Origin of the sequence: Aeromonas allosaccharophila, assembly GCF_016026615.1 — a bacterium.
Taxonomy (GTDB): Bacteria; Pseudomonadota; Gammaproteobacteria; order Enterobacterales; family Aeromonadaceae; genus Aeromonas; species Aeromonas allosaccharophila.
The window spans coordinates 3,898,428-3,913,972 of record NZ_CP065745.1; the positions used below are offsets into that span (position 1 = coordinate 3,898,428).

Here is a 15,545-nt window from a genome sequence, read left to right on the forward strand (position 1 = left end):
GAGCCATGATCCGACATATTCTGCTGATCACCTTCAAGCCCGACGCACACCCCGCCGATATTGCCGCCGTCAGGGCCGCCTTCCTCGCCATACCGGCCAAGGTCAGCGGCGTGACCGCCGTGGAGTGGGGGGAGAATGACAGCCCCGAGGGGAGGGATGACGGCTTTACCCACAGCGTGCTGATGACCTTCGCCGACGAAGCGGCCCGCCAGCGCTATCTACCCCATCCGGAGCACGATGCCCTCAAGGCCATCTTCCGTCCGGTGCTGGCGCGTATCATAGTGCTGGATTACACCCTGCAGGCAGGGGATGCTGTCACCGTCTGATGGTCCAATCTACAAGGCAAGCGACAAGGAGTGCGTCATGTGGTTAGCCGCAATACAGCTGGTATCTGGCCGTCACTGGCAGGATAACCGGGAGCAGATTGCCGCCGAGCTGGCGGCCTTGCCAACCGAGCGGCCGTTGCTGGTGCTGCTGCCGGAGAACTTTGCCCTGTTTGGCGAACGGCAGGGCTATCTGGATGGTGCCGAGGCAATCGGCCCCGACCCCAGCCCCGATCTGAGCGGTGCCGCGCCGATCCAGCAACAGTTGGCCGAATGGGCCCGCGACTTTGGCATCTGGCTGGTGGCGGGGGCTATGCCGACGACTATCGCCGGTTCCGACCATATCCATACCAGCTCGCTGGTGTTTGACCCAAGCGGTGAGCTCAAGGGTCACTACCACAAGATCCACCTGTTCGACGTGGATGTGGCGGACAATCACGGTCGCTACCGGGAGTCGGAAACCTTCAGCCCTGGTCAGGACTGCGTGCTGGTGGATTCCCCCTTTGGTCCCCTCGGCCTCTCGATCTGTTATGATTTGCGCTTTCCCGAGCTCTATCGCCAGCTGGCCCGTGCCGGTGCCCGCGTGCTGCTGGTGCCTGCCGCCTTTACCGCCGTGACCGGCGAGGCGCACTGGGAGCCGCTGCTGCGGGCCCGCGCCATTGAAAACCAGTGCTACGTAGTCGCTGCCAATCAGGGCGGCACTCACGAGACCGGGCGCCAGACCTGGGGCCACAGCATGGTGATCGATCCCTGGGGTCGGGTGCTGGCGAGCAAAGAGTCCGGGCGCGGCACCGTGCTGGCGAAGATGGAGCCCGGATTTATCGACGAATTGCATCGCACCATGCCAGTGCTGACCCATGCCCGTTTGTTGTGATGGTGTGGCTTGTTGCCAACCCGTCGGCAAGACGATTTAAAACATCTCGTTACGAGAGTGGAGAAGAAGATTGAGTCTATTGAGCCAGGTTAGTGCCTCCCTGTTGGCCCCGAACGACCTCGACGAAGGGCGCCTGCAGCAACTGCTCGGCAGCCTGATGAGCCATCAGGTTGAGTTCGGCGATCTCTATTTCCAGCGCAGCTGGCACGAGTCCTGGATGCTGGAAGATGGCATCGTCAAGGATGGCAGCTACAACATCGATCAGGGGGTCGGGGTGCGCGCCGTCAGCGGCGAGAAGACCGGCTTCGCCTACTCGGACGAGCTGAGCCTGCTGGCGCTGCAACAGTCGGTGACCGCCGCCCGTGGTATCGCCGCTGCCGGTGCGCACGGCAAGGTGAAGGCGTGGGCTCGCACCGAAGCGAACCTGCTCTATCCGGCCATGGATCCGCTGCAAACCCTCGACAAGCACCAGAAGATCGCCCTGCTGGAGCAGATGGACAAGTTCGCCAGAAGTCTGGACCCCGCCATCAATCAGGTGATGGCCTCCATCAGCGGTGTCTACGAAGAGGTGCTGGTGGCCGCTACCGATGGCACCCTGGCTGCCGATATTCGTCCGCTGGTGCGTTTGTCGGTGACCGTGATCGCCGAGAAGGGCGATCGCCGCGAACGTGGCAGTGCCGGTGGCGGTGGCCGCTTTGGTTACGACTGGTTCCTCGAACTGGACGGGCTGGAGAGCCGCGCCTTTGGCTATGTGCGCGAAGCGGTGCGTCAGGCGCTGGTCAACCTCGAAGCCATCGACGCGCCAGCCGGCACCATGCCGGTGGTGCTGGGCTCCGGTTGGCCCGGCGTGCTGCTGCACGAGGCGGTGGGCCACGGTCTGGAGGGGGACTTCAACCGCAAGGGATCTTCAGCGTTTGCTGGCCGCATTGGCGAGCAGGTGGCCTCCAAACACTGCACCATCGTCGATGATGGCACCCTGCAGGGTCGGCGCGGCTCCGTCAGCATAGATGACGAGGGGACGCCGGGCGGTTACAACGTGCTGATCGAGAACGGCATCCTCAAGGGGTATCTGCAGGACAAGCAGAATGCCTGTCTGATGGGCGTGCCGCTCACCGGCAACGGCCGCCGCGAATCCTACGCCGCCATGCCGATGCCGCGCATGACCAACACCTATATGCTGGCGGGTCAGTACGATCCGGCCGAAATCATCGCCTCGGTGAAGAAGGGTATCTATGCCCCCAACTTCGGCGGCGGTCAGGTGGACATCACCTCCGGCAAGTTCGTCTTCTCCGCCTCCGAGGCCTACCTCATCGAGGATGGCAAGATCACCGCCCCCATCAAGGGCGCGACCCTGATCGGTAACGGCCCGGAGGCGATGAGCCAGGTCTCCATGGTGGGCAGCGATCTTGCGCTGGATCGCGGGGTCGGCATCTGTGGCAAGGAGGGGCAGAGCGTGCCGGTCGGTGTCGGCCAGCCCACCCTCAAGCTGGATCAGCTCACCGTGGGTGGTACCCAGTAAGTCTTGCGGCAAACTGGTCACAGTGAAATCAAACCCCGGCTTTTGGCCGGGGTTTTGCTTTTCAGGGGATCGCAGATAACAAAAAGCCCCGGTCGGTGGGCCGGGGATGGCGAATTATTCGGTATCAGTTGACCGAGATAGCGCGGGCGTCGATGAAGTAACGGGCCTTGCCCTGTTTATCGATCTGGATCTTGGCGATCAGCCTCTCTTGCTGCTTGTGTTCCCACAACTGCTCTACTTTGGCAAGGGCTGGATTGACAATGCCGAGCACATTCAAGTACTCGTGAAACAGGCTATGACTACCAATTTCGGTCAGCATCTTGGTCATCTGGACACTCTTCTGGAACAAGGGGGGCGGATACAAGATAGCCATATCGAGCTGAATGATTGCTGTACAAAAAACAAACAGAAAATGGCTTGTCGTCATAGCAGAGATGAGGCCGGTCATTGAGTGCGGGATTGCGGACAACAAAAAGCCCCGGTCGGTGGAGCGGGGCTGGCGGATTATTCGGTATCAGTTGACGGATATGGCGCGGGCGTCGATGAAGTAGCGGGCGTTACCCTGTTTGTCGATCTGGATCTTGGCGACCAGCTGCTCTTGCGCTTTATATTCCCAGCGCTGTTCGATCTTGGCGAGGGATGGGCTCGCAATCCCAACCACATTCAGGTACTCGTGAAACAGGCTATGGCTCCCTATTTCGGTCAGCATCTTGTCCATCTGCATACTCTCCTGAAATTGAGTGGGTATTCATCAACAAACCTATCAGCATCCGTCTGAACAAAGTCTGTATGAAAAACAAACTAACTCATTTGTGTGTCAATAACATGATCAGGAACAAGATCAGTGCAGATCGTCAGGGACTTTTTGATACCGTTTTCAATCAGAGCTGGTGGGCTTTTGCGGCAAGTGATCAAAAGTGCCGGAAACCTGCGGTAGCGCCGGTGTGCTCTGTACGGCGCCCCCACCGTGGAATACCGGATCCTGTGCTACTTCCTTGATGCCATTGATGCAAAATTGCATACCCATGCAAACCAGCAGGAAGCCCATGATGCGGGTCATGGCGTCGATGCCGGTGTCGCCGAGGATCTTGCAGACCGGATCCGCCAGCTTCAATACTCCCCAGCTGATCAGGCTCATCAGGGCAAACGCCGTCACCATGCCGCCGTAGATGGTGAGCCGATTGTACTCGCTAGGCAGCTCGGCGATCTGGGCGGCACCGCTGATCACCAGTGCCATGGTGCCCGGCCCGCACATGCTGGGCATGGTAAGCGGCACGAACGCGATGCTCTGGTTGATGTCTACCCCGCTTGCCTGACTGGGGGCGGGAAACAGCATGCGAAAACCGATAAAGCCGATGATGAGGCCACCGGCCAGTCGCAAGCCCGGAATGGAGATCCCGAACAGATCCAGAACCGAGGATCCGATAAAGAAGGTGATGCAGAGGGTGCAGAACAGATAGATGGCGGCCAGGTTGACCTGGCGGCGCACGTGTTCGCGCGACATCCCCTTGCTCAGCCCCAGCAGCAGGGTGGCCGTGGTGGGCGGGTTGACCATGGGCAGCAGCGCCAGCAAGGCGATAAAGACGACCTGAAAGAACATATTGGGCCTCTGATAGCAGGAGTGAACAGGAACGCCATGAGGCAGGCTGTCACCTGACTCAAGAGGGAGGCTATCTTATGCTGGCCAAACTGAACACAAGCAGTACAAAAAAGCCCCGAATCAGATTCGGGGCTCGGGGTCAGGCGGGTTGGGGTTGCTGCTGCCGAATGGCGCGCTGCTGGAACCAGAGCCAGAAGCCGATGGCGAAACCCAGCACCGACAGACTTACCACATAGTGGGAGGGGGCCAGCATGTCGCTCTTCATCCAGAGGGTCACCGCCATCGGGGTGAGGCCGCCAAAGATGGCGTAGGCCACGTTGTAGGAGAACGACAGGCCGGAGAAGCGCACCACCGGCGGGAAGGCGTTGACCATCACGTAAGGCACGGCGCCGACAATCCCGACCGCAAAGCCCGCCAGCATGTAGAGCGGCACCAGCTGGCTCGTACCGGCCGCCAGGCCGTGATAGAAGGCGTAGCTGGAGCCTGCCAGCAGCAGGGAGCCAAACATGAAGGTGATACCGCTGCCCAGCAGGTCGATCAGCCGACCATAGACGATGCAGCCGAGGGTCAGGGCCACGATGGCCAGCGAGTTGGCGGTCAAGGCGTCAGCCGGGCTGATGCCATAGACCTTCTGCAGATAGGTGGGGGTCATCAGGATCACCACCACGATACCGGCGGAGAGCAGCCAGGTGAGCAGCATGGAGACCACCACGCTGCTCTTGTGGCTGCGCAGTACCGTCTTGAGGGGCAACTCGTCGGCCAGCGCCTTGTTGGCCTGCATTTCGGCGAAGACCGGGGTCTCGTGCAGCCAGCGGCGCAGGTACATGGCGACGATGCCGAAGATTCCGCCCAGCAGGAAGGGCACCCGCCAGCCCCACTCGCTCACTTCGGCCGGCGTCAGGCTCTTGTTGACCGCAGTGGCGATGAGGGAACCAAGCAGGATGCCAGCCGTCAGTCCCGCCGTGAGCGTGCCGCAGGCGACCCCGACCCGACGGGCAGGAACGTGCTCGGCGACAAACACCCAGGCGCCCGGCACTTCACCACCGATGGCGGCACCTTGCAGGATACGCAGTCCCAGCAGGGCGATGGGGGCGCCGATGCCGAGCACCGCATAGGTGGGCAGCAGACCGATCAGCAGGGTCGGCAGCGCCATCATGAGGATGCTGAGGGTGAACATCCGCTTGCGACCGATGAGATCGCCGAAGTGAGCCATGATGATGCCGCCGAGCGGACGGGCCAGATAACCGGCGGCGAAGATGCCGAAGGTCTGGAACTGGCGCAGCCACTCGGGAATATCGGCCGGGAAGAACAGCTCGCCGATGACGACGGCGAAGAAGACGAAAATGATGAAGTCGTAAAACTCGAGCGCACCGCCGAGGGCAGCCAGACTCAGGGTCTTGTAATCCTGTCGATTGTGGGGGCGGGCGTGATCGTGCTGTTGTGCGGTTGTGGTCATATCCGTATGTTTCCCATCGGTTTTTTTAGTTATTGTCGCCCCCGTAAGGGGGGCATATGCAGGTGATCGAGAGTATGCTGCCCGTCGCTTGTGTGTAAATCGCGCAATTCGCAACACTGTCTTGCATCTTTTTGGGGCAACCTTTTTGGGAAAACCAGCGCGTTTGGGAAACCAGAGCGCCCCGCTGGCGGAGGAATGATGGAAAAGAAACGGGTACTGCTCTCCTGGAGCAGCGGCAAGGATTGCGCATGGGCACTGCATCAGTTGCGGCAAGATCCCGCCATCGAGGTGGTGGGGCTGTTCACCACCCTTAATCAGGCATTCGAGCGGGTGGCAATGCACGGAGTGCGCAAGCAGCTGTTGACCGAGCAGGCAGCCTGTGTCGGGTTGCCCCTTATCACCATCGATCTGCCCTGGCCCTGCAGCAACGAGGATTACGCCCGCATCATGACCGGCTTTATCGCCGATGTGGTGGCGCAGGGGATCCGCCATATGGCGTTTGGTGATCTCTTCCTTGAGGATGTGCGCGCCTACCGTGAACAGCAGCTGGCAGGCACCGGCATCGAGCCGCTGTTCCCGCTGTGGGGCAGCAATACCCGTGAACTGGCGCCGCAGATGATGGCCGCTGGGTTGAAGGCGCGGATCAGTGCCCTCGACCCGAACAAGCTGGATGCCAGCCTGGGTGGCCACGATTTTGACCAGGCGCTGCTGGCGGCGCTGCCGGCGGGGGTCGACCCGTGCGGCGAGAACGGCGAGTTTCACACCCTGGCCTATGATGGCCCCATGTTCGCCCGTCCGCTCGGCATTCGGGTCGGCGAGACAGTGCTGCGCGACGGCTTTGTCTTTACCGATCTGCTGCCAATCGAAGATTAATTATCGGGCGTCAAATGCTCCCTTTTGCAGGAGCATTCACAGATTTGAAGGCGTGGATGGGGGCACTATTGGCCCCCTCTTTTGATTGACGATGACAACCTGCCTTATGAAACACCTCTCTCGTCCGGCGCTGCTTGCCTCCTTGCTGGCCGCCACCCTCTCTCTGCCCGCCTTGGCGGGTCAAGCCGCGACCGTTCAGCCGATCCCTGCCGGTGTCACCACCGTCACCCTGGCCCAGCAGGCGCCGATCCACTGGGTCTCGGTGGAGCAAATTGCCAAGAGTCTGGATGGCCTGCCGCCGATGGCGGTCGGTTTCGACATCGACGATACCCTGCTCTTCTCCAGCCCGGGCTTTTATCGCGGCAAACAGGAGTTCTCGCCCAACGACGAGAGCTATCTGAAGAACCCCGCCTTCTGGGAGAAGATGAACAACGGCTGGGATGCGTTCAGCATGCCGAAAGAGGTGGGCAAGGCGCTCATCGCCATGCACCTCAAGCGCGGTGACCATATCTATTTCGTCACCGGTCGCTCGGCCACCAAGACCGAAACCGTGAGCCAGACCCTGCAGCAGACCATGAGTATTCCGGCCGACCAGCTCAATCCGGTGATCTTCGCTGGCGATCAGCCAGGCCAGAACACCAAGGTGCAGTGGCTCAAGGAGAAGCAGATGAAGCTCTTCTACGGCGATGCCGACGGGGATATCAAGGCGGCGCAGGAGATCGGCATTCGCGGCATTCGTCTGCTGCGAGCTGCCAACTCCAGCTACCGGCCACTGCCGCTGGCAGGGGCGCTGGGGGAAGAGGTGATCATCAACTCCCAGTTCTGATCCAGAGAGGATCCATGCAACAAGGGCGGGGCCATTGGCACCCGCCCTTCTGTTTTTAATGAGTCATGCAAAGGCGTGGCGCCTTGGTCAGCTCCGGGTATCAGTCAGCCCACGGCATCTCGGGCAGGCTGTCGAGAAACTCGCCGTAACGGGTCAGATTGAAGGGGCCCTGATCGGCCTCCATCGCCATCAGCTCGGCCCCGAGGGCGCAGGCGATATATTGCAGCGCCTCTTCTCGTGGCGTGCCCTTCATCACCAACCGCATCAGGGTCGCCTTCACATGGGGCGGGTGACCATCGTTGAGCTGGTTCTCCACCATCTCCAGCAGCGTCTCTTCGTCAAAAAATTCCTGAGTGTCGTTCATGGGATATCCGCAACAGTGAATGTGGCGGCCAGTATAGCCTGAATGGGGCTAACACCTTGAACGGTCAGCGAATAAACAATCCGATACGGAAGTCATTTGTTACCCATAATTAGAGAAGTTTGCCAAGGCAGACAGGTTGGAACACAGATAACATGGATGGACACGCCTATGCCCACAATAGATTCCCTGCTGGCCGAGCCAAAGCTGCTGCCACAGATCCCCGAAGTAATGCGCGACTTGATTCAGACCTTCAATGAAAAGGATCCGGATCTGCTCAAGATCAGCAAGTTGATCAACAAGGACCCGGTCATCTCCGCCAAGTTGCTGCGGTTGGCCAACTCGGCCAAATTCGGCAGCAGTCGCCAGATCGGCACCGTCAATGAGGCCGCGGTGCGGCTGGGGTTGGCGATGGTGCGCAACATGGTGCTGGCCTGCGGGCTCACCGAATCGGTCAAGGCCGTACCCGGCATTGATCTCAGACATTTCTGGGGCTGCGTCTTCAACGTGGCCGAACTGGCTCGCCGTCTGGCGGTGAAGAAAGGGATGAAGGGGGAGGAGGTCTTTACCTGCGCCCTGCTATACGATCTCGGCCGCCTGGTGATGCACGTGGGCCTGCCGGAAAACACCGTCCATCACATCCACGATCTGGAGTTGCACAAGGGGCGGGCCAAGGCGGAAGAGCTGGTGGTCGGCTTCAACTATGCCCAGGTCGGGGCCGCCATGGCCCGCTACTGGAAGTTCCCCGAGACCATCAGCACTGCGGTGGAGTATCACTACAATCCTATGCTGGCCAAGGAGTTCTCCCCCGAGGCCGGATTGATCCATCTGGCCATCGTGCTGGCGGCTCAGTCCGATGTGGGGGAAGAGGCGCCGCCCGAGTGGCCCCACAAGGTGGCAGATGCGCTGGGGCTGAGCTGGGCTGATTGTGCCGCCCAGTTCATCGCGCTGCGGGAACAGGGTAACGGTTATGCCGGGTTGCTGGCGGCCTGAGGCCTTATCTTCCATCTCATCAGGGGTCGCCGCGCGGCCCCTTTTTCATGGCCGTTGGTGCCACAGGCTTGCCAGCCAGGGAGTGACGGGGCACTCTTTGCCCTTCACTTTCCGTCTGAGAGCCTTTGCCATGATTGCCTCCTCCCGCCTGATCCTGCGCGAAATGATCGCCACCGACGCCCCCTTCATTCTTGAGCTGCTCAATGACGGCGACTTCTATCGCTACATCGGCGATCGGGGCATTCGCACCCTGGAGCAGGCGCAGGAGTATATCCAGCAGGGGCCAGCTGTCAGCTATGCCCGTTATGGTCACGGGCTCTATCTGGTGGAGCGCAAGGAGGACGGGGCCAGCCTCGGTATCTGCGGCCTGATCAAGCGCGATACCCTGGAGCAGGTCGATATCGGCTACGCCTTCCTGCCGCAGTATCGCGGTCAGGGCTACGCCATCGAAGCGGCACAGGCTGCTCTGGCCGATGGAAAAAGTCGGCTGGGGATCGGGCAAGTGGTCGCCATCGTCACTCCGGGCAACGAGCGATCCATCGGCCTGCTGGCCAAGCTGGGGCTGGTACGCAGCCGTCTGGTCAAGCTGAGCGAAGATGCTGATGAATGCCTGCTGCTGGAGCAGTGATCGAGGTCAGAGAGCTGGAAAGCGAATAGAGAAGTGGCTGGTCAGGCTGAGCGACAAGCAAGGGGCTGGATCTGGATAGAGGGAGAGAAGAGTAAGCAAAGAGGCCGCCGTGAGTTGCGGCCTGTCTGCATCGGGCGCTGCCGGAGGGCAGGCAGGATCAGTTGAGGTCTTCGATGGAGAACTCGCCAGCGATACCATCACAGGAGATGGCGAAACCGCCGCTGAAGCGGGTGCTGAACTGGATCAGGAACGCATCGGAATCCTGCTCTTGCGGGGGCAGGTTGATGGGTTTGCTACGACGCAGGGGCTTGTGTGTTTGTACGGCTTTCATCATGGTATTTCTCTATATAAATTAGGTGTTTGCTCCTTGTATTGGCAAATGTCAGGTTAATGGGCGCGGTCGATTGGGTGAACGACAAGCGCGCAGGAATACCCAGCCCGGTTAAGGGGCGTCTGCACTTTTCAAGGAATATGCTGATGCATAAATCAAATTGGGTGGGCAGATCGGGTCTGCACCGTGAGAGCCGGGCAACGCAGGCAGACAGCCTGACGGTTCTCAAGGCGAGTAAATCAGAGGAAGGTTATGTGGGTTTTGGCAGGATTCATCTAACGTTGAAACATTGCGAACATAAACAGGGCTGATTAACTAGCCGGGGCGCATTCTCTCCTCGAAATGAATAAAAAGCAAACAATAATTTGGCGATGTTGAAGTCAGTGCGCTTTTCCTCTGTGTTATCAAGGTGCTATCAGTCGCAAATATTAGCCATAAAAAGAGGGCTCCTGACGGAGCCCTAGTTCATTCTGCAATCAGTACCGTCGGTCGACTCAGTAGTCGCCAGAGGCCTTCTTGGCGGCAGTGATCATCGGGGTGATGGTCATGCCCTGCACCACGATGGAGAACATCACCACCGAGTAGGTCATCACCAGGATCACTTCACGCAGGTCGACGCCATGATCCGGGATCATCATGACGCCGGAGGGGAGTGCCAGTGCCATCGCCATGGCCAGACCGCCGCGCAGACCGCCCCAGGTAAGGATCCGCACCGAGAAGGTGTTGTAGTTGCGGAATCTGCGGAAGGCCACATAGGGCAAAGATACGCTGATGAAGCGGGCAGCCAGACAGAGCGGTACCGCGATAACCAGCAGCACCCAGTCATGCCAGGAGAGTTCCAGCAGCACCAGTGCCAGACCGATCAGCAGGAACAGCAGGGCGTTGAGGAACTGATCCATCAACTCCCAGAAGTGATCCAGGTGATGACGGCTCTGTTCGGAGAAGCCGGATTGGCGGGTCCAGTTGCCGATCATGATGCCGGTGACCACCATGGCCAGCGCACCGGAGACGCCGATCATGTTGGCGAGAGCGAAGCCAGCGGTCGGGATGCACAGCGTCAGCAGCAGCTCCAGCGAGCCATCGTCGGTGGCGCTGATCATCACATGGGCGATGAGGCCCAGCACGGCACCGAACAGGATGCCGCCAAGGGCTTCGTGCAGGAACAGACCGGCCACGCTGCCGAAGGTCGGCTCAACCCCGCCAAAGGCGACGGCAAACACGGTGGCGAAGATGACGAGGCCGACGCCGTCGTTGAACAGCGACTCCCCTTCGATCTGGATGGCGATCTGGGGTGGCGCTTTCATCTTCTTGACGATGGCGAGTACGGCAATCGGGTCAGTGGGGGAGATCAGCGCCCCGAACAGCATGCAGTAGACCAGCGGCAGTTCCCAGCCCAGCAGCTTGGCGATAAACCAGAAGCCGTAACCGATGATAAAGGTGGAGAGCAGGGTGGCAATGATGGCCAGAATGGTGATCTCCCACTTCTGGCTACGCAACGCCTTGAGGTTGATGCCAAGACCACCGGCGAACAGCAGGAAGCCCAGAATCCCCTTCAGCAGGAAGTTCTGGAAGTCGATGCTCTCCATGGTTTTGACGGCAAGAGGTTCCAGGTTGAACCAGCCCAGTTTGCCAAACAGCACCATCAGCGCGGAGATCAGCATGGAGCCCGCAGTAATGGCGATGGTGGTCTGGATCTTCACAACATACTGGTTGGCAAAGGCGATAAAAATCGCCAACGCTGCCAGAAAACAGAGTGTGTAGTAGACGCTCATAGTTATTTTTTTCTCGTTGGTAGACAGCAAGCACGTATCCCTATACAGGACGGGCATAGGTTACTCTCGGGCCCTATGTTACTCATTACCCATAAATGAGTATATGGTGTTCTGTTTGGACTGATAGACGGCTAGATTTCCATTTTATTTGTTTGCTGTTAGGATGCTGTTTACGCAGTTGCATGGATGTAAGAGGAACACGCGGTGTCGAACGAAATGTCGAGCAGAGAGCCGAGCAAGCAGTCGGACGTAACAAAGAAGCTGGAAGCCTGTCTCAGGGAGCGGATCCTGATCATCGACGGGGCTATGGGCACCATGATCCAGGGTTACCGACTGGGCGAAGCCGATTATCGGGGTGAGCGGTTTGCCGACTGGCATACCGACATCAAGGGCAACAACGATCTGCTGGTGCTGACCCGTCCGGCGGTGATCCGCGAGATCCACGAGCAGTATTGCGCTGCCGGGGCCGACATTCTCGAGACCAACACCTTCAACGCCACTCGCATCGCCATGGCCGATTACGAGATGGAAGAATTCTCGGCCGAGATCAACCGGGAAGCCGCCCGTCTGGCCCGCGCCGTGGCCGACGAGTGGACGGCAAAAGATCCCGCCAAGCCGCGCTTCGTGGCAGGGGTATTGGGCCCCACCAACCGCACCGCCTCCATCTCGCCGGATGTGAACGATCCCGGCAAGCGCAACGTCACCTATGACCAGCTGGTGGCCGCCTACACCGAATCGACCCACGCCCTGATCGAGGGCGGCGCCGACATCATCCTGATCGAAACCATCTTCGATACCCTCAACGCCAAGGCCGCGGCTTTCGCGGTGGAAGGGGTGTTCGAGGCGCTGGGCTACAGCCTGCCGGTGATGATCTCCGGCACCATTACCGATGCCTCCGGCCGCACCCTCTCCGGCCAGACCACCGAAGCCTTCTACCACTCCCTGCGCCACGTTAAACCGGTCTCGTTCGGCCTCAACTGTGCGTTGGGGCCCGATGAGCTGCGCCAGTATGTGGAGGAGTTGTCTCGCATCAGCGAATCCTGCGTCAGCGCCCACCCCAACGCCGGTCTGCCCAATGCGTTCGGCGAGTACGACCTCGATGCCGTCGAGATGGCGGAGCATATCCGCGAGTGGGCCCAAAGCGGCTTCCTCAACATGGTCGGTGGCTGCTGTGGTACCACCCCGACCCATATCCGCGCCATGGCCGACGCCGTGGCGGGTATCAGGCCGCGCGTGTTGCCCGAGCTGCCGATAGCTTGCCGCCTGTCGGGCCTCGAGCCGCTGATCATTACCCCCGAATCCATGTTCGTGAACGTGGGGGAGCGCACCAACGTTACCGGTTCGGCCAAGTTCAAGCGGCTGATCAAGGAGGGGCTCTACGACGAGGCGCTCGATGTTGCCAAGCAGCAGGTAGAGAGCGGCGCCCAGATCATCGACATCAACATGGACGAGGGGATGCTGGACGCCGAAGCGGCCATGGTACGCTTCCTGAACCTTATCGCCGGTGAGCCGGATATCGCCCGGGTGCCTGTGATGATCGACTCCTCCAAGTGGGAGGTGCTGGAAGCTGGCCTCAAGTGCGTGCAGGGCAAGCCGGTGGTCAATTCCATCTCCATGAAAGAGGGGGAGGAGAAGTTCATCCAGCAGGCCAGATTGCTGCGCCGTTACGGTGCCGCCGTTATCGTGATGGCGTTCGATGAGATGGGTCAGGCCGACACCCGCGCCCGCAAGTTCGAGATCTGCCAGCGTGCCTACCGGATCCTGGTGGATCAGGTCGGTTTCCCGCCGGAAGACATCATCTTCGACCCCAATATCTTCGCGGTAGCGACCGGCATCGACGAGCACAACAACTACGCGGTGGATTTCATCGAGGCGGTGAAGGACATCAAAACGCACCTGCCTCACGCCATGATCTCCGGCGGCGTCTCCAACGTCTCGTTTTCGTTTCGCGGCAACGAACCGGTGCGGGAAGCCATTCACGCCGTCTTCCTCTACCACGCCATCAAGAACGGCATGGACATGGGGATCGTCAACGCCGGCCAGCTTGCCATCTACGAAGACATTCCGGCCGAGCTGAAAGAGAAGGTCGAGGCGGTGGTGCTCAACCTCAATGACAACGCCACCGAGGAGCTGCTGGCCATCGCCGAGAAGTATCGCGGTGCCGGAGCCCAGGCGGAGGATCCGCGTGATCAGGAGTGGCGCAGCTGGCCGGTGGGCAAGCGGCTGGAGCACGCGCTGGTCAAGGGGATCACCGACTTTATCGAAGAGGATACCGAAGAGGCGCGCGCCGGGGCCGAGAAGCCGCTGCACGTCATCGAAGGGCCGCTGATGGATGGCATGAACGTGGTCGGTGACCTGTTCGGCGCGGGCAAGATGTTCCTGCCGCAGGTGGTGAAATCGGCTCGGGTGATGAAGCGGGCGGTGGCCTATCTGCAGCCCTATATCGAGGCGGAAAAATCGGGTGGCTCCAGCAACGGCAAAATCGTGCTGGCCACCGTCAAAGGGGACGTGCACGACATCGGCAAGAACATCGTCGGGGTGGTGCTGCAGTGCAACAACTTCGAGATTGTCGACCTCGGGGTCATGGTCTCCTGCGAGACGATTCTCAAGACTGCGCGTGAGGTCGGCGCCGATATCATCGGGTTGTCGGGTCTCATCACCCCGTCGCTGGACGAGATGGTGCACGTGGCCAAGGAGATGGAGCGTCAGGGCTTCAAGCTGCCGCTGCTGATCGGCGGTGCCACCACCTCCAAGGCGCACACTGCGGTGAAGATCGAGCAGAACTACTCGGAGCCGGTGGTCTATGTCTCCAACGCCTCCCGTGCGGTGGGGGTGGCCCAGAGCCTGCTCAGCCCGGATCTCAAGGAGGCGTTTGTCGCCCGCATCGACAAGGAGTACGAGATTGCCCGGGATCAGCATGCCCGCAAGCAGCCGCGCTCCCGCCCGGTCAGTCTGGCCCATGCCCGCGCTAACCGGCAGCAGCTGGATTGGGTTGGCTACCAGCCACCCAAGCCCCGCGAGCTCGGGGTCCAGAAGTTCGAAAACGTGCCTATTTCGGTGCTGCGCCCCTACATCGACTGGACGCCGTTCTTCCTGAGCTGGGAGCTGGCGGGCAAGTATCCGCGCATCTTGGAAGACGAGATCATAGGCGAGGAGGCGACCAAGCTGTTTGCCGATGCCAACGCCATGCTGGACCAGCTGGAAAAGGATCAGAGCGTGCGCTGTGCCGGCATCATCGGCTTGTTCCCGGCCAACGCAGTGGGGGACAGCATCGAGGTTTACAGCGACGAGTCCCGCACCGAGGTCATCAAGGTGCTGCACCACCTGCGCCAGCAGAGCGAGAAGCAGGGCTTCCCCAACTACTGTCTGGCGGACTATGTGGCGCCGAAAGAGAGCGGCAAGCCCGACTGGATCGGCGCCTTCGCGGTGACCGGCGGTATCGGTGAGGAGGCCATCGCCAAGGCCTACAAGGCGCAGCACGACGACTACAACGCCATCCTCATTCAGGCGGTGTGCGACCGTTTGGCCGAAGCCTTTGCCGAGTACCTGCACGAGCAGGTGCGCAAGGTGCACTGGGGTTATGCCCCCGATGAAGCCCTCAGCAACGAGGAGCTTATTCGCGAGAACTATCAGGGCATCCGTCCGGCCCCCGGTTATCCGGCCTGCCCGGAGCACACCGAGAAGGGGAGCATCTGGGAGCTGCTGGATGTCGAGCAGGCCATCGGCATGCAGCTCACCGAATCCTACGCCATGTGGCCGGGGGCGGCGGTGTCCGGCTGGTACTTCTCCCACCCCGAGAGCAAATACTTCGCGGTGGCGCAGATCCAGCACGATCAGGTGGAAGATTACGCCGCCCGCAAGGGGATGACGCTGGCCGAGGCCGAGCGCTGGTTGGGGCCAAACCTGAACTGACTCCCGCGTGACACCGGTTGATCTTTAACGAGAAACGGCGGCATCCTTGCTCGGGTTGAACAACCTGCGCAGAGCCG

15 protein-coding genes are annotated in these 15,545 nt (G+C 60.4%); 8 read left to right on the forward strand and 7 right to left on the reverse strand.

Going from position 1 to position 15,545, the window contains the following annotated elements; all coding sequences use genetic code 11:
- Window positions 1-5: 5 nt before the first annotated feature.
- From I6G90_RS17845 to tldD, 3 genes are all read left to right on the forward strand, one after another.
- Entirely contained in the window at window positions 6-326 is a 321-nt protein-coding gene (locus tag I6G90_RS17845) for a Dabb family protein (RefSeq protein ID WP_075112775.1), read from the forward strand.
- 37 nt (window positions 327-363) lie between these two features.
- Window positions 364-1,197: a carbon-nitrogen hydrolase family protein gene (locus tag I6G90_RS17850; protein WP_197928536.1), complete on the forward strand. Its 834-nt coding sequence runs from the start codon at window positions 364-366 to the stop codon at window positions 1,195-1,197.
- Window positions 1,198-1,267: 70 nt separating this feature from the next.
- The gene (gene tldD / locus I6G90_RS17855) at window positions 1,268-2,716 is read left to right on the forward strand and encodes a metalloprotease TldD (RefSeq protein ID WP_197928538.1); all 1,449 of its coding nucleotides are present in this window, start codon (window positions 1,268-1,270) and stop codon (window positions 2,714-2,716) included.
- 124 nt (window positions 2,717-2,840) lie between these two features.
- Here tldD and I6G90_RS17860 read toward each other — a convergent pair whose 3' ends face one another.
- The 4 genes from I6G90_RS17860 to I6G90_RS17875 all read right to left on the reverse strand — a co-directional run bounded on the left by I6G90_RS17860 (window position 2,841) and on the right by I6G90_RS17875 (window position 5,772).
- A complete protein-coding gene (locus I6G90_RS17860; protein WP_042057178.1) occupies window positions 2,841-3,044 on the reverse strand; it encodes a hypothetical protein in 204 nt (67 codons plus the stop codon).
- Window positions 3,045-3,230: 186 nt separating this feature from the next.
- Window positions 3,231-3,434 carry a hypothetical protein gene (locus I6G90_RS17865; RefSeq protein WP_042057225.1) on the reverse strand — a complete coding sequence of 68 codons (204 nt, stop codon included), beginning with the start codon at window positions 3,432-3,434 and terminating at the stop codon, window positions 3,231-3,233.
- 159 nt (window positions 3,435-3,593) lie between these two features.
- Window positions 3,594-4,316 (reverse strand): MarC family NAAT transporter, encoded by a 723-nt coding sequence (locus I6G90_RS17870; protein WP_042658112.1) that lies wholly within the window; start codon window positions 4,314-4,316, stop codon window positions 3,594-3,596.
- 139 nt (window positions 4,317-4,455) lie between these two features.
- A complete protein-coding gene (locus I6G90_RS17875; RefSeq protein ID WP_197928539.1) occupies window positions 4,456-5,772 on the reverse strand; it encodes an MFS transporter in 1,317 nt (438 codons plus the stop codon).
- 198 nt (window positions 5,773-5,970) lie between these two features.
- Here I6G90_RS17875 and I6G90_RS17880 point away from each other — a divergent pair, with 198 nt between their 5' ends.
- Complete coding sequence (locus I6G90_RS17880; protein WP_197928541.1) at window positions 5,971-6,645, forward strand: adenine nucleotide alpha hydrolase; 675 nt, start codon at window positions 5,971-5,973, stop codon at window positions 6,643-6,645.
- Window positions 6,646-6,751: 106 nt separating this feature from the next.
- Complete coding sequence (aphA, locus tag I6G90_RS17885; RefSeq protein WP_197928543.1) at window positions 6,752-7,471, forward strand: acid phosphatase AphA; 720 nt, start codon at window positions 6,752-6,754, stop codon at window positions 7,469-7,471.
- Between the two features lie 100 nt (window positions 7,472-7,571).
- On the opposite strand, the gene I6G90_RS17890 is transcribed toward aphA, so the two are convergent.
- Window positions 7,572-7,835: a hypothetical protein gene (locus I6G90_RS17890; RefSeq protein WP_042658108.1), complete on the reverse strand. Its 264-nt coding sequence runs from the start codon at window positions 7,833-7,835 to the stop codon at window positions 7,572-7,574.
- 168 nt (window positions 7,836-8,003) lie between these two features.
- Between I6G90_RS17890 and I6G90_RS17895 the strand changes: the two genes are divergently transcribed.
- Window positions 8,004-8,825: an HDOD domain-containing protein gene (locus I6G90_RS17895; RefSeq protein WP_197928545.1), complete on the forward strand. Its 822-nt coding sequence runs from the start codon at window positions 8,004-8,006 to the stop codon at window positions 8,823-8,825.
- A gap of 130 nt (window positions 8,826-8,955) precedes the next feature.
- Window positions 8,956-9,453, forward strand: coding sequence for a GNAT family N-acetyltransferase (locus I6G90_RS17900; RefSeq protein ID WP_069529746.1), 498 nt, complete (start codon window positions 8,956-8,958; stop codon window positions 9,451-9,453).
- A gap of 157 nt (window positions 9,454-9,610) precedes the next feature.
- Here I6G90_RS17900 and I6G90_RS17905 read toward each other — a convergent pair whose 3' ends face one another.
- Together I6G90_RS17905 and I6G90_RS17910 are read right to left on the reverse strand one after the other, a co-directional pair.
- On the reverse strand, window positions 9,611-9,787 hold the full coding sequence (locus I6G90_RS17905) for a hypothetical protein (RefSeq protein ID WP_005342935.1): 177 nt from the start codon (window positions 9,785-9,787) through the stop codon (window positions 9,611-9,613).
- A 491-nt stretch (window positions 9,788-10,278) separates the two neighbouring features.
- Window positions 10,279-11,556 (reverse strand): cation:proton antiporter, encoded by a 1,278-nt coding sequence (locus I6G90_RS17910; protein WP_197928547.1) that lies wholly within the window; start codon window positions 11,554-11,556, stop codon window positions 10,279-10,281.
- Window positions 11,557-11,772: 216 nt separating this feature from the next.
- On the opposite strand from I6G90_RS17910, the gene metH reads away from it, so the two are divergent.
- Window positions 11,773-15,468: a methionine synthase gene (gene metH / locus I6G90_RS17915; protein ID WP_197931218.1), complete on the forward strand. Its 3,696-nt coding sequence runs from the start codon at window positions 11,773-11,775 to the stop codon at window positions 15,466-15,468.
- Window positions 15,469-15,545 lie beyond the last annotated feature (77 nt).